Consider the following 21,664-nt stretch of genomic DNA (forward strand, 5'->3'; position numbering starts at 1 on the left):
CTCCACGACCTGGTCCGGCTCTGCGGCGGGCTGCCGCTGGCACTCCAGGCGGTCGGGTCCGAGCTGATCACCCGCGGCGGGCTGCCGGTGGAGCGTGAGTTCGCGGAGCCGCCGGTGCGGAACGCTCGACGAGAGGCCCCGGCACCGCACGAGCAGAGCCCGGGCACCGGGCGGGTCGGCGCGCAGCGGGTGGCCGCCCGCCCGTGGGGCGACCCCCGATGACGACCGGTCAGGCGCAGGTGACGCCGGCGCTCTTCCAGCTGGCGGCGTCCACCATGGTGGTCTTGGCGAACGCCTCGGCGGGGATCTCCTTGCCGTTCTTGAGCCTGTCGTACATGGTCTGGACGGCGAGCGCGCCGACGTCCTTGCCGTTGATGAAGAGGGCGGCCTTCATCCCGGAGGGCTGGGTGCCGCTCCAGTCCTTGCAGGCGAGGTAGGCGCCGAGGCCGACGCCGATCACGTTGTCGGCGCTCAGGCCGGCGTTGCGCAGCGCGGTGACGCCGCCGTGCACGTTCTCGTCGTTGCAGCCGACGACGACCCAGTGCTTCACGCCGGGCTTGGTGTTGATGATCGCGGCGACCCTGTCCTGGGCGCCGGTGGGGGTGTTGTCGGTGGCGACGTCGATGGTCTGGACGCCGGGGGCGACGGTGCCGAAGGCCTCCTTCGCCGCCTTGACGCGGTCTCCGCAGACGGTGACGTCCTGCTTCCAGGCCGCGATGACCCGGGTTTCGGCGGGGTTCCAGCCCGCCGCCTTGAACTCGTCGGCGGCCCGCCTGCCGACGTCGGTGCCCATCTGGGCTCCGGAGAAGCCGACCCGCGGGACGAGGTCGCTCTTGGCACAGAGCGCCGGGTCCGGGCCGGTGGAGCAGATCTGGTCGTCCGAGGTCAGGAGCGCGACCTTGGCGTCCTTGGCGGTCTGCACGACCTGCGGGCCGACCGCCGGGTCCGGGACGACGACGATCACTCCGTTGGTCTTCTGGGCGATGGCCGCCTGCACTTCGCTGACGGTCTTGTTGGCGTCGCTGCCGAGGTTCACGACCTTGAGGTCGATGCCGAGCTCCACGGCCTTCGCCCTGGCGCCGGCGGCCTCGCCGACGAAGTACTCCTGGTCGCCCTGCTTCTGCAGGTAGGTGAGCGAGATCCTGCCGTTCACCTTGGCCACCGACCCGGCGCCGTCGGTGGAGTCCTGGCCGTTGGAGCAGGCGGTCGTGCTCAGGCCCAGGGCGAGCAGGAGGCCGCCGGCGGCGGTACGACCGGTGGTGCTTCGGATCATGGGGGGAACGCTCCTTTGTGCCGGTCGGGGGGTGGTACCGGCACGGGTGGGGACGGAGGGTGGCGCCGAACGGCCAGGGCTGAGCGCATGTTCGATAAGCGATCAGAACCAAACGGATTTCAACGTGATGTGAAATATCACATGACTCGCGGATCTCCCGTCAAGCACGTTGTCACGCCGAGATCAACCTGTGACATGACATGGCGCGAAAGGGCATCCGTCGCACCCGACGGGCTGAACCGGCATCATCGGCCGGTCCGTGCAAGGCACTTGAGCACGGCCCGAACGTGTGCCTATGCTGCGTTGCTTTCTGTTGGGAGTTCAAACAGAAACCAACGGCAACGGACTGCCGATCCCCCACCCCCACTTGCGCACCCTGGAGCGCCTCCATGCGGATACCCCTGCCCCGTGCCCTGCCCCGCGCCCTGGTCGCGCTGTCGCTCGCAGCGACCGGACTCGGCGCCCTCGTCCTCGGCCCGGCCTCCCCCGCGGCCGCCCTGGACAACGGACTCGCCCTCACCCCGCCGATGGGCTGGAACTCCTGGAACACCCTGGGCACCGCGGTGACCCAGGAACAGGTCCTCCAGACCATCGACTTCATGTCCGCCAACGGGCTGGTCCAGGCCGGCTACGACACCGTCACCATCGACGACGGCTGGTCGCTCGGCCACCGCGACGGCCAGACCACCGACCTGGTCAAGAACTCGTACGGCGCCATGCAGCTCTACGACGCGAACCACAACCCCGTCAGCGGCACCGACGGCACCGGCTTCGACCCGACCACCGGCCACCTCGTCGCCGACCCGGGCCGCTTCCCGGCGCACACCGTCAACGGGCAGACCCTGAACGGGATCCAGTACCTGTCCTGGTACGCCCACAGCAAGGGCATGAAGTTCGGCCTCTACGCCACGGACACCTACACCACCTGCCAGGGCCGCCCCGGCAGCCTGGGCCACGAGTCCACCGACGCCGCCGACTTCGTCTCCTGGGGCGTGGACTTCGTCAAGTACGACGACTGCCCGTACGGCCCGCAGATCATCGGGCCCGACGGGCACAACTACTGGACGCAGGGCGAGGGGAGGGAGCTGACCCGGTCCGTCTACGCCCGGGTGCGCGACTTCCAGCGGGCGCTGGACTCCGCCTCCCAGGCCCAGGGGCGCCCGCGGGTGGCCCTCAGCGTCTCGGCGCAGCCGGTGCACAGCGGCGTTCCCTACCTGCTGGCCTCCGACGACCCGGCCCGCACCGACCCGGTGGTGGTCACGGCCGGCACGCCCGCGTTCCAGGCGCCCGGCTACGCCCCGACCGGCGTGTGGTGCGGGCAGGTCGCCAACCTCTGCCGGATCGGCGGCGACCGCGGCCCCGACCTGGAGGGCGTGCTCTACAACGGCCAGTTGCAGACGGCCCTGAAGTACCCGGGCAACGCCCGGCCGGGCAGCTGGAACGACATGGACATGATGTTCGCCGGCTGGCAGAACCCGTACGGCGTGTACGGGGTCACGGACACCTGCACCTGCCACAAGCCGATGTCCCTGACCGAGTCGCGCAGCGAGATGTCGATCCTCGCCATGATGGCCTCCCCGCTCATCTCCGGCGCGGACCTGCGCACCGCCGCCGACTCCCAGCACACCCGGGACGGCCTCACCTGGTCCACCGGCATCACCGCCGACCAGCTGGCCGTCTACAAGAACGCCGACGTCATCGCGATCGACCAGGACCGGCTCGCCAAGCCCGCCACCCTGGTCGGCGCCCCGCCCACCAGCAGCACGGCACCGGTCGTCCTCAAGCGGCAACTCGCCAACGGTGACACCGCCGTCGCGCTGATCAACCAGGACCCGGCCGGCTACCGGAACATCTCCACCAGCCTGAGCGACCTCGGCCTGACCGGCCCCGGCTACTCGGCCAAGGACCTGTGGACCGGCTCCACCGGCAACGTGACCGGCAGCCTCGGCGCCCAGGTGGAGCCGCACGGCGTCGCCCTGTACCGCCTCAAGGCGCTGCCCGCCACCATCCCGGCGGCGGTCATCGGCGACGGCCGCTACCACGGCATCAGCGCGGGCGGCACCGGCGGCCAGGCCCTGGAGGTCCAGGGCACCTGCAGCGCCCCCGACGGCTCCCCCACCGACATCAACACCTGGTGGAACACGCACACGTCGGAGCAGTGGAACTTCGCCGCGAACCCGGACGGCACGGTGCACATCACCGACAACTGCTACACCGGCACGCAGATCCACGGCACCCTCACCGGCGGCGCGGCCGGCCAGCCCGCCCGGGCCCAGAACGCCTACGACCCCGGCAACCCCGCCCAGAAGTGGCGCGTCGTCCAGAACACCGCGACCGGCGCACTCACCATCACCAACGTCGCCACCGGTCTCGTCCTGTCCGCGCCGCAGGCCGCCGCGACGTCCCCGGTCGTGACCGGTGCGCCCGACGGATCGTTGGCCGGGCAGTCCTGGAGCCTGCTCTCCTGACGCCCCCTGTTCCCCCGGCTCCGGCACCTCGCCGGAGCCGGGTCCGGCTCCACCCACCACACCCTCCCTGGAGGACCCTTGCGCTCCCCCAGCACCGCACCGCCACGCCGCGGGACGCTCTCCCGCCGCATGGCATCGGCAGTGACGGCCCTGTCCCTGTTCACCGGCGGCGGCGCCCTCGCCGTCGGGCTCCAACTCGCCACCGCGCCACCCGCGCTGGCGCTGGACAACGGCCTGAACCTGACACCGCAGATGGGCTTCAACAACTGGAACTCCACCCAGTGCGGCACCCAGTTCGACGAAGCCATGATCAGGGGCATCGCCGACGCCTTCGTCAACAAGGGCCTGAAGGCCGCCGGCTACCAGTACGTCAACCTGGACGACTGCTGGGCGCTGCCGGAGCGCAACGCCGCGGGCGACCTCGTCCCCGACCCGGTCCGCTTCCCGCACGGCATCAAGGCGCTCGCCGACTACGTCCACGCCAAGGGCCTCAAGTTCGGCCTCTACTCCAGCGCGGGCGACCACACCTGCGACGCCAACGGCTTCCCCGGCGGGCTCGGCCACGAGCAGCAGGACGCCCGGCTCTGGGCCTCCTGGGGCGTGGACTACCTCAAGTACGACAACTGCCACAACCAGGGCATCGACGCCCGGACCCGCTACAAGGCGATGGGCGACGCGCTGAAGGCGACCGGCCGCCCGATCCTCTACAGCATCTGCGAGTGGGGCAGCACCGGCCCGTGGGCGTGGGCGCCTCCGGTCGGCAACTCCTGGCGCACCACCGGCGACATCAGCGACACCTGGCAGAGCATGATCTCCATCGCCACGGCCAACCAGGGCCTGGCCGGCTACGCCAAGCCCGGCGCCTTCAACGACCCCGACATGCTGGAGGTCGGCAACGGCGGCATGACCGCGACGGAGTACCGGACCCACTTCAGCCTCTGGGCCGAGATGGCCGCACCCCTGATGATCGGCACCGACCTGCGCACCGCCGTCCCGGAGACCCTGGAGATCCTGACCAACGCCGACGTGATCGCGGTCGACCAGGACCCGCTGGGCCGGCAGGGCACGGTGGTCTCCAGCCAGCAGGGCCTGGTGGTGATGTCCAAGCCGCTCGCGGACGGCGGCCGGGCGGTCACCCTGACCAACGAGGGCTCCTACGACGCCACCATCACCGCCACCGCGCAGACCCTCGGCATCGGCGGGGCCGACTCGTACACGGTCAAGGACCTGTGGTCGAAGCACTCCACCAGCGGCAACGGCACCGTCAGCGCCACCGTGCCGGGACACGGGACCGCGATGTTCCGGGTCGCCCCGAGTTCGCCCGTCCCCCCGCCGACCGGGGTGACGCAGCTGAGCGACCTCCCGTTCTCCACCGCCACCAACCAGTGGGGCCCGGTCGAACGGGACCGCAGCAACGGCGACCACCAGGCCGGTGACGGCCACACCCTCGCCATCCGCGGCGCCACCTACGCCAAGGGCCTCGGCGTGCACGCGCCCAGCGAGGTCGGCTTCCACCTCGGGGGCGCCTGCCGGAACCTGGTCACCGACGTCGGGATCGACGACGAGACCTACGGCAACGGCTCGGTGGTGTTCCAGATCCTCAAGGACGGTGCCAAGGTCGCCGACAGCGGCCCGATGACCGGCAAGGACCCGGCCCGGCACCTCACCGCGGACCTGACCGGCGCCACCACCGTCCGGCTGGTGGTCACCGACGCCGGTGACGGCACCAGCTACGACCACGCCGACTGGGCGGGCGCGCACATCGCCTGCGGCCGCGGCCCGGCCGCCGGCGCCCACCCGCTCTCCGACCTCGCCTGGGTCTCCGCCGGCAACAGCTGGGGCCCGGTCGAGAAGGACATGAGCAACGGCGAGAACCAGGCCCGGGACGGACGGACCATCACCGTCGCGGGCACCACGTACGCCAAGGGCCTGGGCGTCAACGCGCTCAGCGAGGTGGTCTACTACCTCGGCGGCTCCTGCACCTCGCTCACCACCGACGTGGGCGTGGACGCCGAGGCGAACGGCCGCGCCAGCGTCTCCTTCGAGATCTACAAGGACGCCGCCAAGGTCGCCGACAGCGGCCTGATGACCGTGAGCTCCGCCCCCAGGCACCTCACCGCCGACCTGACGGGCGCCGACGAACTGCGCCTCGTGGTCACCGACGGCGGCGACGGCACCGTCAGCGACCACGCCGACTGGGCGGGCCCCGTCCTCACCTGCTGACGGCCCGCGGAGCTCGAAGGCGCGGCGCCGGACCTCACTCCGGCGCCGCGCCCCCGGGGCCGCTGCGGGCGCCCCCGGCGCACCGGCGCGGGCGTCACGGAAGCCGGTCGGGATCGGAGGCCAGCAGGTCGGCCGGCTGCCACTCGATCATCATGATGGTGGCGTCGTCGGTCAGCGTGCTGTCCTGGTTCTCCAGGAGGGCGTGGATGAGGCGGCGCAGGGCCTCGGGGGCCGCCTCACCGGCGGCCGTGGCGCGGATGACGAAGTCGGCGAAGCGGTCCAGCCCGAACATCTCGTGGTCGGCGCCCTTCGCCTCGATGACGCCGTCGGTGTAGAGGAGGATCCGGTCACCCGGCCGGAGCGAGAAGGTGTGGACGCCCCGCGTGCCGTCCGCCAGGGCGGACAGCCCGAGCGGTGGCTCGGCGCCGCGGGTCAGGGCGTCCGTCACGACCTCGTGACCGCGGATCAGCAGCGGCGGCGGGTGGCCGCAGTTGGACCAGTGCAGCGTTCCGGTGGCGAGGTCGAGCCGGGCGAAGATGCCGGTGGCGAAGCGGTCCGGGAACCAGCGCCGGAGCGCGTCGTCGATGGTGTCGACGAGATCGGGGAGGTCGGCGCCGTTGCGGCGGGCGTTGCGGCAGGCCGCGAGCGCCACGGCCGCGGTCAGGCCGGACGCCAGGTCGTGCCCCATCGCGTCCAGCACGGCGGCGTGCAGGACTCCGGCGGCCAGGGAGTGGTCGAACGCGTCGCCGCCCAGGTCGTAGGCGGGCTCCAGGACGGCGGTCGAGATGACCTGTCCGTTGCAGACGGTTCGCAGCGGGAGGAAGGCACGCAGCATCTCGGCCGGGAGGCTCATCGTCTCCACGCGCGTCCCCCGGGCGTAGCTGTCGCTGGTGTCGCGCTTCGAGGTGATCACCATCGCCAGCACGGCGGCGAGCAGCCGGCAGCGGCGCAGCGCGCCGTTGTCGAGGCCGGCGGTCCGCACACCGAGGACGCCGAGCCGTTCGGCCCCGTCGAACAGCGGGAACCAGGCGAGCAGCATGCCGCCGTCGGTCTCCGCCACCCGCAGCGATCCGGTGCGGTACGTCCAGCCGGCCAGGGTGCCCTCGATCGGCAGGCTGGCACCGGCGCCGAGGGGGAACAGCCGGTTCTGCTGGATGTCGGCGAGGTACACGGTGCTGACGCCGATACCGAGTGCCTGGGTGTACCGCTGGGCCATGTCCGGGACGTCGGCCGGGTCCAGCGTGCGTCGCGTGGTGAGGAACTCTTCCATCAGTCGCTCACCCAGGTTGAGCGGCAAGGTCTCGTCGGTCATCGCCCCAGCCGATCCGGGCCCGTCGGTGGCGTCCAGCCGACGCGGAGGGATCCGCTCCGGAGTTCACCCCCAGGTGGGCAACGGCGTCGGCCGGACGGCGGCCGCGGCTCGGCGCGCCGTCAGCGCCGGCGCGCGGCGGTGCGGCGCAGCACGACCAGGGGCAGCACCAGCCAGGCGGCGGTGAACCAGGCCAGCACGACACCGCCGAGGATCCACGCCACCGCCGGGTTGCCGGTCGCGGTGCGCAGCAGCAGGAGCAGGGCTCCGGTGATGGTGAGGGCGAGGGTGACGAGGCCGACGGCGATGAGCCGGGCGGCCACCCGGATGAGTTCGGGCTTCATGCCGTGGCCGGCCAGGAAGCGGTGGAAGGCCACGGGTGCGATGAGTGCACCGGTGGCGACGGCGCCGAGGACGACGGTGGCGACGTACAGGTTCCGGTCGAAGTCGGGCAGGCCGGCGAAGAGCGGGGTGAAGGCGACGCTCAGGAGGAAGCCGAAGAGGATCTGTGCGCCGGTCTGGGCCACCCGGACTTCCTGGAGCGTCTCGTTCCAGACGCGGTCCGCCCGCTCCTGCGGCGTCTCGTCGCGGCCGGATGCCGCCGGGCCGCCGGGCTCCTGCGCCGTCACCGCCCGCCTCCGCCGCCGCCGGCGCCGCCCCGCCCGCCCGGCGCCGTCATGCGGGATGCCCCGCGTCGATGTCCGTGACGTCGCGGAAGGTGAGCGTGTCACGGAGTGCGGTGGTCCGGGTGGCGACGGGGTCGAGGAGGAAGCCGGTGTGGTCGCCCCCGTCGGTCCGGTCGTGGACGCGGCCGGCGAACCAGGCGGCCGCGTCCGTCAGGACGGGGGCCCCGCCCGGGCCGGGCGTCCAGGGGACGGCCGCGAACTTGTCCACCTCGTCACCGCTGCGACCGCCGAAGAGCTCGGCGAGGTCGTGGCGCCGGCGCGGGAGCAGGTGGACCACCAGGACGCCCGCTCGCGAGGCCACCCCGTGGGTGTGGTTCGCCTTGGAGATCCACACGGCGAAGCGGAGCGGCCGGATCGAGCACTGCCCGGCGAAGCCGACCAGGCAGCCGGCCCGCTCCTCGCCGACCGCCGCGGTGACGACGTGGACGGGGTAGTCCAACAGGGCGACGAAGGCGTCGAAGTCACCCACGGTGTCGCTCCTTCCGTAACGGCGCCCACGGCTCGCCGTGGGCGGGGGCGTCGGGCCGGTTCGGGCCCGGCGACCGGGGCCCGGTGCGGGGAAGGCGTCTCCTTCCCGGGCCCGCGGCGGCCATTCCTGCCGTCCCGGCGGCGCGCCTCCTCGTCGTCGCGGCGCCGGGCGCGCGCCCCTGCCCGCCGGGCACCGGCCCCCGGCGTCGTCCGTCCCTCGCGCGTCTCGTCGTCGGTCAACGCCGAACCTACGTCCGTCGGCGGTGCGTCGCCTGCCGAGCCGGCAGCGGCCGAGCCACGGCCGGTGATCGATGCGGCTCCGGCCGGCGCCCCGGGCGCGCACGGCGGCCTCAGCGGCGGTGGCGGCCGGAGGGGCGCCGGGAGGTGAACGCCGGCCCCGAGGCCGGGAGGAAGAGGCGGGCCACCTCGCCCCCGAGGTTGACGCCGATGGCCAGGGCCATCGCGGAGGCGCACGCCCGGCCGACCCAGGTGCACCCGGCTTCGGGCCGGCCCTGGACGAAGGCGAGCATGCCGAAGTACAGCACCGAGCCGGGCATCAGCGGCCCGAGGGCCGCCGTGACGTGCGGCAGCGCGGACATCGCCCGGTAGCGGGCCATCAGCTGACCGAACAGACCCACCAGCCCGGCCGCGAGCCCGGTGGCCAGGATCGGCTCGACGCAGGCCTCGGCGAGGACGGCGTAGGTGGTCCAGCCGATGACGCTGTTGAGGGCGACCAGCGCCAGGGTGGCCCGGTCGGTGCGCAGCAGGACCGCGAAGGTCAGGGCCAGCAGCATCGCGGCGGCCAGTTGGAGCGGCGGGTTCACCGTGCTGCCGGGCCTCACGTCGGGGGTCAGGTCCGCGTCGTTGCTGACGCCCAGGTACAGCACCGTCATCACGCCGATCACGATGCCGGCCATCAGGTAGAGCACTTCGAGCAGGCGGGCGGCGGCGGTGAGGTAGAAGCCGGTCAGCCCGTCCTGTGCGGCGGCCACCAGGGGGCGGCCGGGCAGCAGGGCGAACAGCCCGCCGGTGATGACCACGGAGCCGCGCAGATGGAGCCCGTTGAGCGAGAGCAGGCTGCCGATCGCGGCGGCCGGCGTCGCGGCGATCACGAAGCAGTAGAACTCGGGCAGGTCGTGGCGGGCGACCAGGGCGGCCAACCGCTCTCCTGCCAGGGCCGCGACGAACGCGGTCGCGAACACCAGCCAGGCCCGGCCGTCGGAGCGCCCGCCGACCAGCAGGGTCGCGGAGCCGGCCAGCAGCCCGGAGGCGAGGACGAGGAGCCACCCGGGGTACGGGGGCCGCCGGTGCGCGGTCAGGGCGGCCAGCCGGCGACAGGCCTCCTCGGCCGCCACCTCGCCGGCCGTGATGGCGGAGACCAGGCGGAAGACGGCGGCGAGCCGGGTGTAGTCGCTGGCGGGGCGGCGGACCGCCCGTTCCACCGTCAGGGGAGGATCGTCCGGCGTCGGCTGGTAGGAGACCGCCACCAGCGTGAAGGTCACCTGCGGCTCGCAGGGGTACACCCGGTAGGCGTGGGCGACGCCCAGCATGGCGCCCTCCACGTCCTCGGCGGACTCGCCGCTGGCGAGCAGCGCCTCCCCCACCCGCACGGCGAGGTCCAGGACGCGCGACGCCTCGGCCGGACCGGGCCGCTCCTGCGGCTCAGCGCCGGTGACGACCGGGCGGTCGGCCATCGGCGTGCGCACCAGCGGCCGCATCCGGTCCGGCCAGGGGGTGGCGCCGCGACCGGCACGGCCGGGACCCGGGACGCCCTCCCCTGCGGCCGGCGGCCGGGGGGTGACCAGCCCCTCGCGGGCGCCCTCGGGCCGGGACCCGCGCGGCCCCGCGCGGTGCGGGGCGGGGATCCTGCCCGGCTGCGGCCCCTCGCCACCGGTGCCGGCACCGGGCCGCCTGCTCGGGTGACGTCGCTTCGACACCGCCGCTCCTCACCGTCGCGCCTCGCACCGTGCCGGTCACCGGCGGCGGGGTGTGGCCGCTTCGAGGCGGTGCATGACCATCCATGGACAGCTGCTACTCATGGTCATTGCTCTGCTACCCATAGTGACGTGAAGGAGAACGTTCAAGGCGGCGCGCGCCCCGCCGCCCGGCGTCCGGCCGGCGCCGTACGCTCGGCCGACCGGGTGGCGCAGTGCGTCGACGGACGGGTGGGCCAGGAGGCGCGGGGCGCCGCGGGGCCGTCGTCCCAGCAGCACTCCTCGGCGAGGTGGTCACCCGCCCCCGCCGGCGGGCGGACCGGTCCCGCCGGCCCGCTCACCGTCGCCGCCCTCCGTCCGGAGACGGCCGAGCGGGCCGAGCGGGCCCACCCGGCCGAGGAAGCGGCTCGAACGGGCTGACGACGAACCGCGGCGCCTCGCACACAGAGGCGGACGGGCGGTCGCGTTCCCGTCCCGTGACGGCACGTCAACGCCCTTGGCGCGTGGGCCCGGACCGCTCGCACGACGGAATCCGAGTGGCAGCGGGACAACAGCGGTGCGTCTACGGAAGGCTGGCGTCATCCGGTCCGGGCCGCGCGGTACGGCGGCCACGGTCGACCGGAGCAACCCGAGACGGGGACGGTGACATGACCGGTCAGGACACCTCGAACGCCGGCACTGCTCGGCGCAGTGACTTCGGCGAGCTGTACCGGCGGATCACGGACGCCGGGCTGCTGCGCAAACGCCCGCTCTACTACGCGTTCCGGGCCGCGGGGCTGCTGGCCGCCCTGGCCCTGCTGCTGACCTGGTTCACGGCGGTCGGCGCGAGCTGGTGGCAGCTGCTCCTCGCACCCCTGTTCGCCTTCGTGCTCGGTCAGTTGGCGCTGCTCGGCCACGACATCGCCCACCGGGCGGTGTTCACCGGCCGCCGGGCGAACGACCTGGCAGGCATCCTGGTGGGCAACCTGGTGGTCGGCATGAGCTACGGCTGGTGGGTGAGCGACCACAACCGCCACCACGCGCATCCGAACCGGGAGGGGCACGACCCGGCCGCGGACGCCATCCTCTTCGCCCGGACCACCGAACAGGCGGTCCGCACCAAGGGGTTGAGGCGGTTCGTCGCCCGTCACCAGGCGGCGCTGTTCTTCCCGCTGCTGTCCTTGCAGGCGCTCGGCCTCGTGGCCGCCACCTGGCTGACCCTGACCCGGGGCCCGGTCCGTCACCCGGTCCTGGAACGCACCCTCGCCGCGCTGCACTACCTGTTGGCGGCCGCCCTGCTGGCCGTCGTCCTCTCGCCGCTCCAGGCCGTGCTCTTCGCCGTGCTGTGCGGGGCCGTGCTCGGCGTGTACCTGGGGTGCATCTTCGCGCCCAACCACAAGGGCATGCCGATGACGGGCAGGGACGCGGAGCGGGCGGACTTCCTCCGCCGGCAGGTGCTGCCCTCCCGCAATCTGCGGGCCGGCCGGGTCGTCCACTTCGTGTTCGGCGGCCTCGGCTACCAGATCGAGCACCACCTCTTCCCCGCCATGCCGGTGGTGGCGCTGCGCCCCGCCTCGCGCATCGTGCGCGACTACTGCGCGGAGATCGGCGTGGAGTACTGCGAGGCGGGCCTCGTCGACTCGTTCCGGGAGATCCTCCGGGACCTGCGCGAGGTCGGCCGGTCCGTCCCGGCGGGCCCGGCCCGCGCGGCCGTGCTGGGCACGGGGAGCGCCGGGTGAGCCGGGTCCTGCCCGGGCCGGCGGCGCCCGCCGCGGACGCCCCCGCGGCCGGTGGTGACCGGCTCCGCGTCATGATCGTCGCCGAGTCCTTCGCTCCGCAGCTCAACGGCGTCGCCCACAGCGTGCTCAGGGCGGCCGAGCACCTCCTGGCCCGGGGGCACACCCCGGTCGTGGTGGCACCGGCCGCGGGGACCGCCCGCCGGTACGGGGGCGACGGCGCCGAGCGGGCGTACGGCTACGAGGTGGTCCGGGTCCCGTCGGTGCCGCTGCCCGGCTACCCGGAGGTGCGGATCGCGCTCCCGGGCCGGCGGGTGGCCGACGCCATCGGGCGCCACCGCCCCCATGTGGTGCACCTGGCCGGCCCGTTCGTGCTCGGGGCGGCCGCTGCGGCCGCCGCCGAACGAGCGGGGATCCCGGCCGTGGCGGTGTTCCAGACCGACCTGGCCGCCTATGCCAGGACGTACCTGCCGGTGGCGGGAGGGGCCGGCGCGCGGCTGGCCTGGCGCCACCTCCGGCACATCCACGCCACCGCCGCACGCACGCTGGCGCCGTCCCGGGCCTCCCTGAGCGCCCTGGTGGCGCAGGGGGTTCCCCGGGTCCACCTGTGGCCGCGCGGCGTGGACCACGTGCGCTTCCACCCCCGCCACCGGGACGAGGCGCTGCGCCGGCGGCTCGGCTCCGAGGGGGAGGTCCTGGTCGGGTACGTCGGGCGACTGGCGGCGGAGAAGCAGGTCGACCGGCTGGCGGAGGCGTCCCGGCTCCCGGGCGTACGGCTGGTGGTCGTCGGCGACGGTCCCTTCCGGTCCCGGCTGGAGGCGGCGCTGCCGGACGCGGTCTTCCTGGGCCGCCGGACCGGGCACGAACTCGCCCGGCTGTACGCCTCGTTCGACGTGTTCGTCCATGCGGGACCGTTCGAGACCTTCGGCCAGACCCTCCAGGAGGCCATGGCGAGCGGACTGCCCGTGGTCGCCCCGGCGGCCGGCGGGCCGCTGGACCTGGTCCGGCCGGGGCGGACCGGCTTCCTCGTCCCGCCCGGCGCGGGGCAGGGGTTCCGGGAGGCCGTGGAACGCCTCGCCCGCGACCGCGAGCTGCGGGTGGCGCTCGGGCGGGCCGGCCGGGCCGCCGTGGCGGAACGCAGCTGGGCGGCGGTCGGCGACCGCCTCGTCGGGCACTACCGGCTCGCCCTCGCGGAGACGGCCGGGCCGCGGCGGGAGTGAGCCGGCCGGCCGCAGCCGACGCCCGAACCGGAACCACCCCGAAGGAACGGACCATCATGCAGCACACCCTCGCCGGCGAGTACGTCCGCAGCACCGACCCGGACGCCGACACCGCCGTCCTCCTGCACGGGCTGGGCGGGTGGACCCACAACTGGGCCGCCCTGATCGACCGGCTGCGGCCCTCGGTGCACTGCCTGGCCCTCGACCTCCCCGGTTTCGGGAGGTCGGCGCCGCCGCCCGACGGCGTGGTCACCGTCGAACGCCAGGCCGCGGCCGTGGCCGACCACCTCGACCGGACCGGGCACCACCGCGTGCACCTGGTCGGCAACTCCCTCGGCGGCCTGATCGCACTCCACCTCACCGCCCGACGGCCGGATCTGGTGGCCACCCTGACGCTCGTCTCGCCCCTGCTGCCGACCGTCCCGCCGGCGCAGGCCCTCCGGGTGGCCCTGCTCGGCGTGCCGGGCACCCCGCGCCTGTACTCCCGGCGGCTGGCGGCCCAGAGCCCCGACCGCCAGCTGGACGACCTCTACCGCCTGATCTACGCGGACCCCGCCCTCGCCGGTGCCGAACAACGCGCGGTGGAGGCCGGCGAACGCGCGCGCCGGGCACAACTGCCGTACGCGCAGGACATGCTGGCCGAGGGGGTCCGCTCGGTGGCCCGCGCCTTCCTGCGGCGGGGCGAGGCATCGGCCTGGCGCCAGGCGCACCGGATCACCACCCCAACGCTGCTCGTCTACGGACGGGACGACCGTCTCGTCCCCGTCCGGACCGCACCCCGGGCCTACGCCGCCTTTCGCGACGCCCGCCTCCTCACCCTGCCCGGCGTCGGCCACGTCGCCATGCAGGAGCGGCCGGCCCCCGTGGCCGCGGCGCTGCGTGCCCTGATCGCCGAGACGGGCCGCCGGTCGCCGTCCGGGGGCGACAGGCGGCGCGGGATGGCACCGGGTCACCGTCCGGCGGGACCGGTGGCGGCGTCGCCGGACCCGTCCTCCGCCCGGACGACGGGAGTCTGACCGCGGACGCTACTCCTGCGGCAGCCGGTCGAGCGCGTCGCGCAGGGCGGCCCGCGAGGTCACCCCGCGCTTGGGGAAGAGCTGGTGGAGGTGGGTCGAGGTCGAGGTTCGCCGACCGGTGCACCGTGCTCTGCCGCGCCCGGCCGGGCGGCAGTCCGGCGGGACGGGACGCCAGGAGGAAGCCGACGGGTTCGCCCCGGAGGCGTCGGGCGCACAGGCTCAGGAGGTCCCGGGTGGACCGGTCGACCCACTGGAGGTCGTCGACGATCACGAGGACCGGCCCCGCGCCGGCCCACCGGGACAGGACCCTCAGCAGGGCGCCGGCCAGGGCGAGCGTCCCCGCGGCCGCCGCCTCTCCCCCGCGCAGGGCGGTGTCGAGGACGGTCCGGTCCTCGGCGTCGAGGCCGGCCGAGGTGCTGCGCCACGGGTGCAGGAGGGTGTCGAGCCCGCTGAAGGCGAGCCCGGCCTCCTCGGCGCGGCCCGCCACCCGGCGGGCCTGCCCGCCGTGGGCCCTGACGCGTTCGGCGGCGAGCTCCAGCAGCGCCGTCCTGCCGATGCCCGGCTCTCCGACCAGCAGCAGGGTGCGCTCGGTCGCCCCCGCCTCGGGGCCCCGAGGGATCGGTCCCCGACTCTGCGCCCAGGCGTTCCAGGAGGGTGTCGACGGCGTCCAGCGTCCGATCCCGGCCGAGCAGCCTCGTCCGAACCGCCGACCTCGCGCCCCCGTGCCTCGCCCTCCCCCGCAACTGACGGCCCAACACTGACGGAGCAGCGCAGCGCGGTTCTGCCGATCGGCCCCGTCGGGGCAGGTGGCGGAGGGGCAGGTGGCGGGGGGGTCGGGCGGCTGGGGGTCGGGCGGCGATCGACGCCACGAGGCCGGGCGCCGGAGCCGTGCCCCGGTCGGCCGGTCGGCCCGCTACCCGGAAACGGCGGCGGACCGGCGGAGCCGGTGGCCGACGGCGAAGGTCCAGGGGATGCTGAAGACCAGGACGAGGAGCAGGCCCAGCACGATCGGCGCGGGCCGTGCCGCGCCCAGCCCGAGGCAGGCCAGCGCCGCCGCGGCGCAGATGCGGGAGAGCGGGCGGTACAGCTCGCGCTCGCGCCGCCAGGTTTCGAGGCCGGCGGCCACCAGCATGGTGCTGACCAGGACCACGGCGGCGCAGCCGCAGAGCATCCAGGAGGTGGCGGCGGCGGTCCGCGCCGCGTGGGCGTGCTCGACGAGACTCACCATCGCCGCGCCCATCGCGGCCACCGCGGCGGTGAGCGGCAGGTGGGCGAGCATCCACTGCGCGGTGGCGGCCTCGGTCCGTCGCGGTTCGCGGTGGCCGGCGAAGTCGAAGTACGTCCACCAGGCGCCGAAGCCGACCACGACGGCGGTCAGCGCGACGGCGATGGTGAGCGCGCTGACCGGCTCGGCGGCGATCCCGCTCACCACGCCGGTGACGGTCTCGCCGAGCACGATGATGATGAGCAGCCCGAACCGCTCGATCAGGGCGTCGGTGACGTTGAGCGCGACGGTGGCCCCCGGCGTCGCGCCGAGGATCACGGCGCCGAGGCCCACCAGGTAGGCGAGGTCGAGCGCCCCCCACGTCCACATCCGGGAGGCGGCGGGCAGCAGCGCGCTCGTACCGAGGATGACGGCGCAGAAGACGGTCCCGGTGACGAAGAGCCTGCTGGAGGTGCGGTACTCGGGCCGGTCCCCCCGGGAGGCCAGCAGCCACAGCACGGCCAGCACCGCGAACAGCACGCCCGCCGTGACGGCGAACGCCGCTCCCCGCTCGCCGCCCGCCTCGGGGATGAAGGCCCCCATCGGGACGAGGACCAGGATCTGGAGCAGGAAGGTGCTCCGGGCCCGGGCGTCCTCGCGGCCGTGCAGTTCGTGGTGGAGGCTGCCGTTGGCCCAGGCGATCCAGACCAGTCCGAACACCGCGGCGTACTCGCCCAGGCCGCGCCAGGTGAGCTTCCCGGCGAGGTGGTGGGCCGCCTGCGCGACCAGGACGACCACCACCAGGTCGTAGAAGAGCTCCAGCGGGCCGACGACGCGCTTGCTCGGCTGCTCGCCGTGGGGGCGCGGCGGCTGCCAGAGCTGTCGCCGCAGGCGCTGCCAGAACGTCGGCCCGCCGGTTGCCGGGCCGGCGCCTTCGTCCGTCATCCGAATGCGCTCCTACGGTCGGTGCGGCGGCCCCGGCGCTCAGGGTGTGCGGGGGCGGGTCTCGGTCCAGTCGACCATCGGGCGGCGCTCGGCGAAGTACCCCGCGCCGCCCCGCGGGCCGAATTCGTCGAGGTAGCGGATCGGCGCGACCGGCGTCCGCGCTGTAGGAGCTGCAGCGTGCCCGGCGGGCGTGCCCGGGGCCGACGGGGGCGCGCGCCGTGACGTGCGCCCCCGGACGACCGGACGAAGCGTCAGCTCCGGTGGAACAGGACCTCCGGATCGGCCGCCGTCGGCCCGTCCAGGCGGGGCGCCGGGAGGCCGCGCAGGTGGAGGTCGAAGAACGCGCCGACGTAGGCCCGCGTGATCTGCTGCGAGCGGGTGCCCGACAGCGGGGTCTCCGGGTGGGGGTAGCCGGCCGCGTCGCCGAGCACGGGCCAGTCGGTGAACGTGGGGTGGCCCGCCCCCGTGACGGTCAGCCAGCGCTTCCAGCCGTCCAGCCGGGACCAGGTGTCCTCCCAGGAGGTGTCGGGGAAGTCCGGCGGCAGCAGGGCCGGATCACCGGCCAGCATCAGGAAGGGGCGCCCGCCGAGGCCGCCCTCGGGGACCGGCGTGAAGAAGGTGCCGTCCAGGTTGACCCCGGCGTCCACGCGCGGGTCCACGGCCATGGTCGCCGAGGAGGCCGCGCCGCCGATGGAGTGCCCGGCCATGCCGATGTGCCGGGAGTCGATCAGTGCGGAGTAGCGCCACGCGGAGCGCGGGCCGGTGAGCCGGTCCAGGACGAACGGGATGTCACGGGCCCGGCCGTCGGAGACCCGCCGCACCGAGCCGTCGGGGCGCACCTCCTCGCACGCCGTGCAGGTGAGGAGCCTTCCGCCGGGGAACACGGTGCCGTCCGACTCGTACGCGTGGTCCACCGCGGCCACGACGTACCCGCGGCTGGCGAGGTCCTCCGCCAGGACGGTCAGCGAGGCGCGCGGCATGGTGAAGCCCGGGGAGAGCACGATCAGCGGGTAGCCGGCCGGCGTGGCCCGGGGCACCGCGCCGACGCGGGAGTGGGTGCGGACCGCCGCGACGCGCTCGGGCGTGACGTACTCGCCGAGTTGCCCCCGGTCGGTGAGCAGCGCCTTGGCCTCGGGGACGGACATGTAGGGGGCCGGGGTGCCGGTGCGGGCGAGCGCCGGGTAGTAGAGCGACAGCATCAACTCCCGGTCCTCGGTGGGCACCCAGGGGTCCTTGCGGTGCCGGTCCACCAGGTGCAGGGTGTCCCGTCCGACGGCGAGGTCGCCGGTGGGGGGCGGGAGTTCGATCCTCACGGAGCCCCCGGCCGGGGCGGCGGCGGCCGGGGCCGCGGAGGCGCCGGGTACGGCCAGGACCAGGCCGGCGGCCAGCGCCGCCAGCGCGCAGATGATCTTCTTCATGTGCGCATCCTAGGATACTTAGGCAAGGCTTGCCTAAGTATCCGTCATCTCGGAGCCTCCATCTCCGGACCGGGTGCCGGCAGACCTGAACGGGCCTACCGCGTCACCGTGTTGAACACCGGGTAGATCTTCGGCTGCACGTCCGGCGCACCGACCTCGCGCAGGATCGGCTTGATGACCTCGCCGAACCGCGCGAACGCCTCCTCGGACTCCCAGACGTCGGCGACGAACCACCCGTCGGGGGTGGGCGCCGCAGTGTGCGAGATGAGGCCGGGCACGGGCCAGTCGGCCGGGCTGTTGAGCCCGCCGGGACCACCGCTCACCATGACGGTGGTCCGCTCGTAGGCGGCCTGGGTCATGCCGGGCAGTTCGAAGATCACGACGATCGCCATGGGGGCTCCACTACAGAAGAGGGTTACCGTGTGCGGCCCAGTCGACCACCTCCGGTCGGCTCCCGCGCGCCGGCCTGCGCCGGACAGGCGGGCGGCCCCGGACCCCCGGTCCTGACTCCTCGCTCCCCACTCCCCCCAGCCACCCGCGGGTGCGGCGCCACGGAGTGGTGCGCGTCGGCCGCCCACCCGACGCCGACCAGCAGGGCCCGGCGGCGGAGCACCTGATCCGGCGCGCCGCCTCCCGGTACCCCCGCCGGCCGCACGGAGCAGGGCGGACACCGGATGGCGGACGCCGGACGCGGTCCGGTCAGACGGTGGTCAGGCCCAGACCGTAGAACCTCACCGTGTAGGGACCGATGTCCTCCGCCTCGCCTCCGAGCAGCAGGTCGTCGACCGAGGCCACCCCCTGCGCACGCGCCGTCGCCACGACCATCTCGGCCAGCTCACGACCCGCCGGCTCGCCGGGCCCGCCCGCGTCGCGGCGCCACCTGGGCTCGTAGGAGTCCGCCCAGGTCTCCTTCGTCCCGGGGTGATCGGCGACGGTGCCCCAGCCGAAGGACGCCGGGCCGATGTCGGAGTCGGCGAAGGACGCCAGCATCAGCCGGCTGTCGGCGTCGATGTCGAACAACCTCGGCGCCTCGCCGCCCACCCGGCCGTACAGCCGCATGATCTTGGCGATGCCGAGTGCGGCGAACTCGGCGGGCAGCGTGGCGAGGAACGTGGCCAGCGAGCCGGTCAGCGTCTCCCAACTCCGCGCCGACCAGCGGCCGGGCAGGCTCAGACCGGCGGTGGACGGGCCCGAGCGGCTGCCGATGAACCCGCCGATGGCGTCCTCCTCGCCGTGGCCGAGACTGCCGTACCAGTTCTCCAGCGGGGCGGTGGGTTCCAGGACGAGCTCGGGGCCCTGACGGCCCGCCCGCAGTTCGAGCGTGTCACGCTCACCGCGCCACCGCAGGAAGGGCGAGCCCCAGGCGGGGGTGGAGCCGTAGTAGGGCCCCAGCCGGCCGTAGGAGCCGATGATCGACGCCTCGCCGAGCGCGCCGGTCAGTTCACTCCTCGCCCTGCCGAAGGCCCGGGCCTGGCCGGCGGCATCGGGCCCGGCACCCGGCACCGTCACGGCCAGCTCCAGGTACGCCTCCTCGTCGACGTAGCGGCGCTCGGACGGCCCGACCGGTCGCAGCCGAGGCCCGTCCGGTGACGCCGGGTCCGTGACGTGCTCCCACCGCAGGCCCAGGTCGTGGACGAGTGCGCGGGCACCCTCCTCGGTCCAGCGGCCGGTCCTCGCCCCGTCGAGCCGGCGGGCCAGATCGGCGAGCGGTTCGCCCGCGACGGTGAGCTGTTCTTCGGTCACGGGGCAATTCTGCCCCAGCGGGCGGCGGGGCCGGAGCACGGTGCCGCCTCGACGTCCGGGCCGGGCAGGGCGGTCAGGTCGAGCAGGGCGTGAGCGACGTCCTCGAAGCGCAGGCCGGCGCCGCCGGTCTGCAGTTCCTGGACCGCCATGGCGGGACCGTCCCCTGTGGTGCAGCAGCCCGGATCGGTCGCGACGCCCTGCCGACAGTGGGCTGCTCGGCACCTCAGGCAGGCTTGGCACCTCAGGCGGGCTCCGCACCTCAGGCAGGCTTGGCGGCCAGGATGTCGACGGCGCGGATGCTCGGCTCGGTCGCCAGCAGCCTCGGGGCGACCTCCATGAGCGCGGCGGCGATCGGGCCCTCCAGGTGCGCGGCCCGCCCGGCCTCGTCGGCGAAGGTGTCGAAGATCCCGAACACGGTCGGGCTCTCCCTGAAGGCGAACCAGGTCAGCGTCTGTTCCTCGGCCCGGGCCGCGTCGAGCGCCCCGCGCAACAGCGCAGCGACCTCGTCCGCGTGCTCCGGCCGGGCTTCGATGCGGGCCAACAGACCGTTCTTCGATGGCATTCCGCTGTTCTCCGATCATGTCCGTGTCACCGCCGCGTGCGTCGACGGCCTTGGAGCAACCGGTAGCACGGCGGGCCGCCGCATTCCGGTGTCCCCGCACCGGACGGGGCGACCCTTCACCTGTTCGGTCGCGTCCCGTCGGCTCGGGGCGGCGACCACCGCTACGCGGGGAAGGACGGTGGGCGTCGGCATCGGCGGGGAGGCCGCGCTGGGTCCGGGCGTCGGAGCGGGCGGGGCCTGGCCGGTGGGCAGGGTGATGGTCATCAGCGGTGCAGTCGAACAGCTGCAAGTCGGTTCCCGCCGGCCCGAGTCCGCTCGCTCCGCCGCCGCCGTGCCGGAGTGCGGCCCACCACCGGGGACCCCGGGCCGGGCTGTGCGCGGGGTGCGCACAGCCCGGCCCGGGGCAGTGGCCGGTACCGGTCAGCCCTTGGTGGCCGCGTGGGCGGTCTCGGCGGCGAAGCCCCAGGCCGGGGCGGCGTCCCAGGGGATGTCCATGGCGTCGTCGGTGGCGTAGGCGTAGCCGGCGCCACGGGTGAAGGCGGTGTCCAGGGCGGAGCGCATGGCCGCCGCGTCAGGGGTGTCGTAGACCAGGTGCCAGAACGCCGTGCCGCTGGGATCGAGGGTGGCGCCGGAGTAGTAACCGGCGGTGTAGTTGAAGACGTTGCCGCCCAGCCAGCCGTCGGCGTAGTCGTCGTAGCCGCCCTCGAAGGTCACGAAGACGTCGGCCGTGCGGTGGCCGGGTTCCAGGTAGCAGTCCGCGACCGCGGTGCCCGGGTTGTCCACGACCAGGTCCTGGGCCTGCGGGGATATCGCGTAGACGGTCTCCTGGACGTAGGTGCGCAGCTCCGCGTAGTAGTCCCGGATGGCGTTGCCGGCCCCGCAGTCGCGCTGGGACTGGTCGAAGAAGATGCCGTCGACGTGCAGCCGGTGGTCGGCGGTCCTGAGGTAGTTGTCCACGGTCGCCCGGACCGCGGCCTGCGGAAGCGTGCCGTGGGCCGTGTCGACGTAGCCCAGCACCCGGGTGCGGCCGCCGTGCGCGGTGACACCCGTCCGCAGGGCGTCGGCCTGCGCCTGCCAGGCGGCGTCGAACGGGGCGTAGCCGTTGTAGGGGTTGAGGATGACGATCGACGGCGCCGGGTGGGTGGTCGGCAGACCGGCCAGCATCGGGTCACCCGGGAGGACGTAGGCGGGGACGGCGACCTCCAGGCCCCGCGGTCTGTCGGCGGTCACCTGGCCGGCCCCGCCGGGTGACGCCGGCGCGGCGGGCGCCAGCACGGTGACGGTCAGTATCCCGCCCAGCAGAAGGGCGGGAAGGGTCTTGGTGAACGAACGCATCGTGTCCCTTGATCGGAGAGATGGACGTCGGAGCGAGGGAAGCCGAGGGGCGCGCCGTCCCCTGTGGCGCCCGGGCGCCGCGAGCTCCGCACCCTCTGCTCCCCTCCGCCCGGCCCGGACGGGCCGAACGCCCCCCATTCCTACC

General features: G+C 74.3%; 18 protein-coding genes and 3 pseudogenes. 8 read left to right on the forward strand and 13 right to left on the reverse strand.

Going from position 1 to position 21,664, the window contains the following annotated elements; genetic code table 11:
* On the forward strand, positions 1-222 hold a 222-nt coding region (locus ACWDRR_RS30985), incomplete at its 5' end, for a hypothetical protein (RefSeq protein WP_449775565.1).
* Between the two features lie 7 nt (positions 223-229).
* Here ACWDRR_RS30985 and ACWDRR_RS30990 read toward each other — a convergent pair.
* Complete coding sequence (locus ACWDRR_RS30990; RefSeq protein ID WP_449775566.1) at positions 230-1,273, reverse strand: substrate-binding domain-containing protein; 1,044 nt, start codon at positions 1,271-1,273, stop codon at positions 230-232.
* A gap of 389 nt (positions 1,274-1,662) precedes the next feature.
* Here ACWDRR_RS30990 and ACWDRR_RS30995 point away from each other — a divergent pair, with 389 nt between their 5' ends.
* The 3 genes and pseudogenes from ACWDRR_RS30995 to ACWDRR_RS31005 all read left to right on the forward strand — a co-directional run.
* Positions 1,663-3,741, forward strand: a complete 2,079-nt coding sequence (locus ACWDRR_RS30995; RefSeq protein ID WP_449775567.1) for an alpha-galactosidase — start codon at positions 1,663-1,665, stop codon at positions 3,739-3,741.
* Between the two features lie 78 nt (positions 3,742-3,819).
* Positions 3,820-5,511: pseudogene (locus tag ACWDRR_RS31000) on the forward strand (NPCBM/NEW2 domain-containing protein); the annotation flags it as partial.
* A gap of 39 nt (positions 5,512-5,550) precedes the next feature.
* A pseudogene (locus ACWDRR_RS31005) lies at positions 5,551-5,964 on the forward strand (NPCBM/NEW2 domain-containing protein); the annotation flags it as partial.
* 94 nt (positions 5,965-6,058) lie between these two features.
* Here ACWDRR_RS31005 and ACWDRR_RS31010 read toward each other — a convergent pair.
* From ACWDRR_RS31010 to ACWDRR_RS31025, 4 genes are all read right to left on the reverse strand, one after another.
* The gene (locus ACWDRR_RS31010) at positions 6,059-7,276 is read right to left on the reverse strand and encodes a PP2C family protein-serine/threonine phosphatase (RefSeq protein ID WP_449775568.1); all 1,218 of its coding nucleotides are present in this window, start codon (positions 7,274-7,276) and stop codon (positions 6,059-6,061) included.
* Between the two features lie 119 nt (positions 7,277-7,395).
* Positions 7,396-7,902, reverse strand: a complete 507-nt coding sequence (locus ACWDRR_RS31015; protein ID WP_449775569.1) for a DUF6328 family protein — start codon at positions 7,900-7,902, stop codon at positions 7,396-7,398.
* 46 nt (positions 7,903-7,948) lie between these two features.
* Complete coding sequence (locus tag ACWDRR_RS31020; protein ID WP_449775570.1) at positions 7,949-8,428, reverse strand: flavin reductase family protein; 480 nt, start codon at positions 8,426-8,428, stop codon at positions 7,949-7,951.
* A gap of 349 nt (positions 8,429-8,777) precedes the next feature.
* Positions 8,778-10,364, reverse strand: coding sequence for a threonine/serine exporter family protein (locus ACWDRR_RS31025; protein WP_449775571.1), 1,587 nt, complete (start codon positions 10,362-10,364; stop codon positions 8,778-8,780).
* 129 nt (positions 10,365-10,493) lie between these two features.
* On the opposite strand from ACWDRR_RS31025, the gene ACWDRR_RS31030 reads away from it, so the two are divergent.
* The 4 genes from ACWDRR_RS31030 to ACWDRR_RS31045 all read left to right on the forward strand — a co-directional run bounded on the left by ACWDRR_RS31030 (position 10,494) and on the right by ACWDRR_RS31045 (position 14,312).
* Complete coding sequence (locus tag ACWDRR_RS31030) at positions 10,494-10,781, forward strand: hypothetical protein (RefSeq protein WP_449775572.1); 288 nt, start codon at positions 10,494-10,496, stop codon at positions 10,779-10,781.
* Between the two features lie 227 nt (positions 10,782-11,008).
* Positions 11,009-12,079, forward strand: a complete 1,071-nt coding sequence (locus ACWDRR_RS31035; protein WP_449775573.1) for a fatty acid desaturase family protein — start codon at positions 11,009-11,011, stop codon at positions 12,077-12,079.
* A gap of 71 nt (positions 12,080-12,150) precedes the next feature.
* Complete coding sequence (locus tag ACWDRR_RS31040; RefSeq protein ID WP_449775634.1) at positions 12,151-13,296, forward strand: glycosyltransferase family 4 protein; 1,146 nt, start codon at positions 12,151-12,153, stop codon at positions 13,294-13,296.
* Positions 13,297-13,352: 56 nt separating this feature from the next.
* Entirely contained in the window at positions 13,353-14,312 is a 960-nt protein-coding gene (locus tag ACWDRR_RS31045; RefSeq protein WP_449775574.1) for an alpha/beta fold hydrolase, read from the forward strand.
* Positions 14,313-14,517: 205 nt separating this feature from the next.
* Here the strand turns inward: ACWDRR_RS31045 and ACWDRR_RS31050 are convergent.
* From ACWDRR_RS31050 to ACWDRR_RS31085, 8 genes and pseudogenes are all read right to left on the reverse strand, one after another.
* A pseudogene (locus tag ACWDRR_RS31050) lies at positions 14,518-15,081 on the reverse strand (ATP-binding protein); the annotation flags it as partial.
* A 144-nt stretch (positions 15,082-15,225) separates the two neighbouring features.
* Complete coding sequence (locus ACWDRR_RS31055) at positions 15,226-16,461, reverse strand: low temperature requirement protein A (protein WP_449775575.1); 1,236 nt, start codon at positions 16,459-16,461, stop codon at positions 15,226-15,228.
* A 251-nt stretch (positions 16,462-16,712) separates the two neighbouring features.
* Positions 16,713-17,879: an alpha/beta hydrolase family protein gene (locus ACWDRR_RS31060; RefSeq protein WP_449775576.1), complete on the reverse strand. Its 1,167-nt coding sequence runs from the start codon at positions 17,877-17,879 to the stop codon at positions 16,713-16,715.
* Between the two features lie 95 nt (positions 17,880-17,974).
* Complete coding sequence (locus ACWDRR_RS31065) at positions 17,975-18,271, reverse strand: hypothetical protein (protein WP_449775577.1); 297 nt, start codon at positions 18,269-18,271, stop codon at positions 17,975-17,977.
* A 307-nt stretch (positions 18,272-18,578) separates the two neighbouring features.
* A complete protein-coding gene (locus ACWDRR_RS31070; RefSeq protein ID WP_449775578.1) occupies positions 18,579-19,622 on the reverse strand; it encodes a hypothetical protein in 1,044 nt (347 codons plus the stop codon).
* Complete coding sequence (locus tag ACWDRR_RS31075) at positions 19,619-19,771, reverse strand: hypothetical protein (RefSeq protein WP_449775579.1); 153 nt, start codon at positions 19,769-19,771, stop codon at positions 19,619-19,621. Before ACWDRR_RS31075 ends, ACWDRR_RS31070 begins: the two co-directional genes overlap by 4 nt.
* Positions 19,772-19,881: 110 nt before the next feature.
* Positions 19,882-20,184 (reverse strand): putative quinol monooxygenase, encoded by a 303-nt coding sequence (locus tag ACWDRR_RS31080; RefSeq protein WP_449775580.1) that lies wholly within the window; start codon positions 20,182-20,184, stop codon positions 19,882-19,884.
* A gap of 420 nt (positions 20,185-20,604) precedes the next feature.
* Positions 20,605-21,519 carry a spherulation-specific family 4 protein gene (locus ACWDRR_RS31085; protein ID WP_449775581.1) on the reverse strand — a complete coding sequence of 305 codons (915 nt, stop codon included), beginning with the start codon at positions 21,517-21,519 and terminating at the stop codon, positions 20,605-20,607.
* Positions 21,520-21,664 lie beyond the last annotated feature (145 nt).

It is taken from the genome of Kitasatospora sp. NPDC003701, assembly GCF_053587085.1.

Bases quoted from the DNA above. Each gene is read 5' to 3' on its own strand.
- ACWDRR_RS30990 (WP_449775566.1), bottom strand. From the start codon at position 1,273: ATGATCCGAAGCACCACCGGTCGTACCGCCGCCGGCGGCCTCCTGCTC.
- ACWDRR_RS30995 (WP_449775567.1), top strand. From the start codon at position 1,663: ATGCGGATACCCCTGCCCCGTGCCCTGCCCCGCGCCCTGGTCGCGCTG.
- ACWDRR_RS31010 (WP_449775568.1), bottom strand. From the start codon at position 7,276: ATGACCGACGAGACCTTGCCGCTCAACCTGGGTGAGCGACTGATGGAA.
- ACWDRR_RS31035 (WP_449775573.1), top strand. From the start codon at position 11,009: ATGACCGGTCAGGACACCTCGAACGCCGGCACTGCTCGGCGCAGTGAC.
- ACWDRR_RS31040 (WP_449775634.1), top strand. From the start codon at position 12,151: ATGATCGTCGCCGAGTCCTTCGCTCCGCAGCTCAACGGCGTCGCCCAC.
- ACWDRR_RS31045 (WP_449775574.1), top strand. From the start codon at position 13,353: ATGCAGCACACCCTCGCCGGCGAGTACGTCCGCAGCACCGACCCGGAC.
- ACWDRR_RS31055 (WP_449775575.1), bottom strand. From the start codon at position 16,461: ATGACGGACGAAGGCGCCGGCCCGGCAACCGGCGGGCCGACGTTCTGG.
- ACWDRR_RS31060 (WP_449775576.1), bottom strand. From the start codon at position 17,879: ATGAAGAAGATCATCTGCGCGCTGGCGGCGCTGGCCGCCGGCCTGGTC.
- ACWDRR_RS31065 (WP_449775577.1), bottom strand. From the start codon at position 18,271: ATGGCGATCGTCGTGATCTTCGAACTGCCCGGCATGACCCAGGCCGCC.
- ACWDRR_RS31075 (WP_449775579.1), bottom strand. From the start codon at position 19,771: ATGGCGGTCCAGGAACTGCAGACCGGCGGCGCCGGCCTGCGCTTCGAG.
- ACWDRR_RS31080 (WP_449775580.1), bottom strand. From the start codon at position 20,184: ATGCCATCGAAGAACGGTCTGTTGGCCCGCATCGAAGCCCGGCCGGAG.
- ACWDRR_RS31085 (WP_449775581.1), bottom strand. From the start codon at position 21,519: ATGCGTTCGTTCACCAAGACCCTTCCCGCCCTTCTGCTGGGCGGGATA.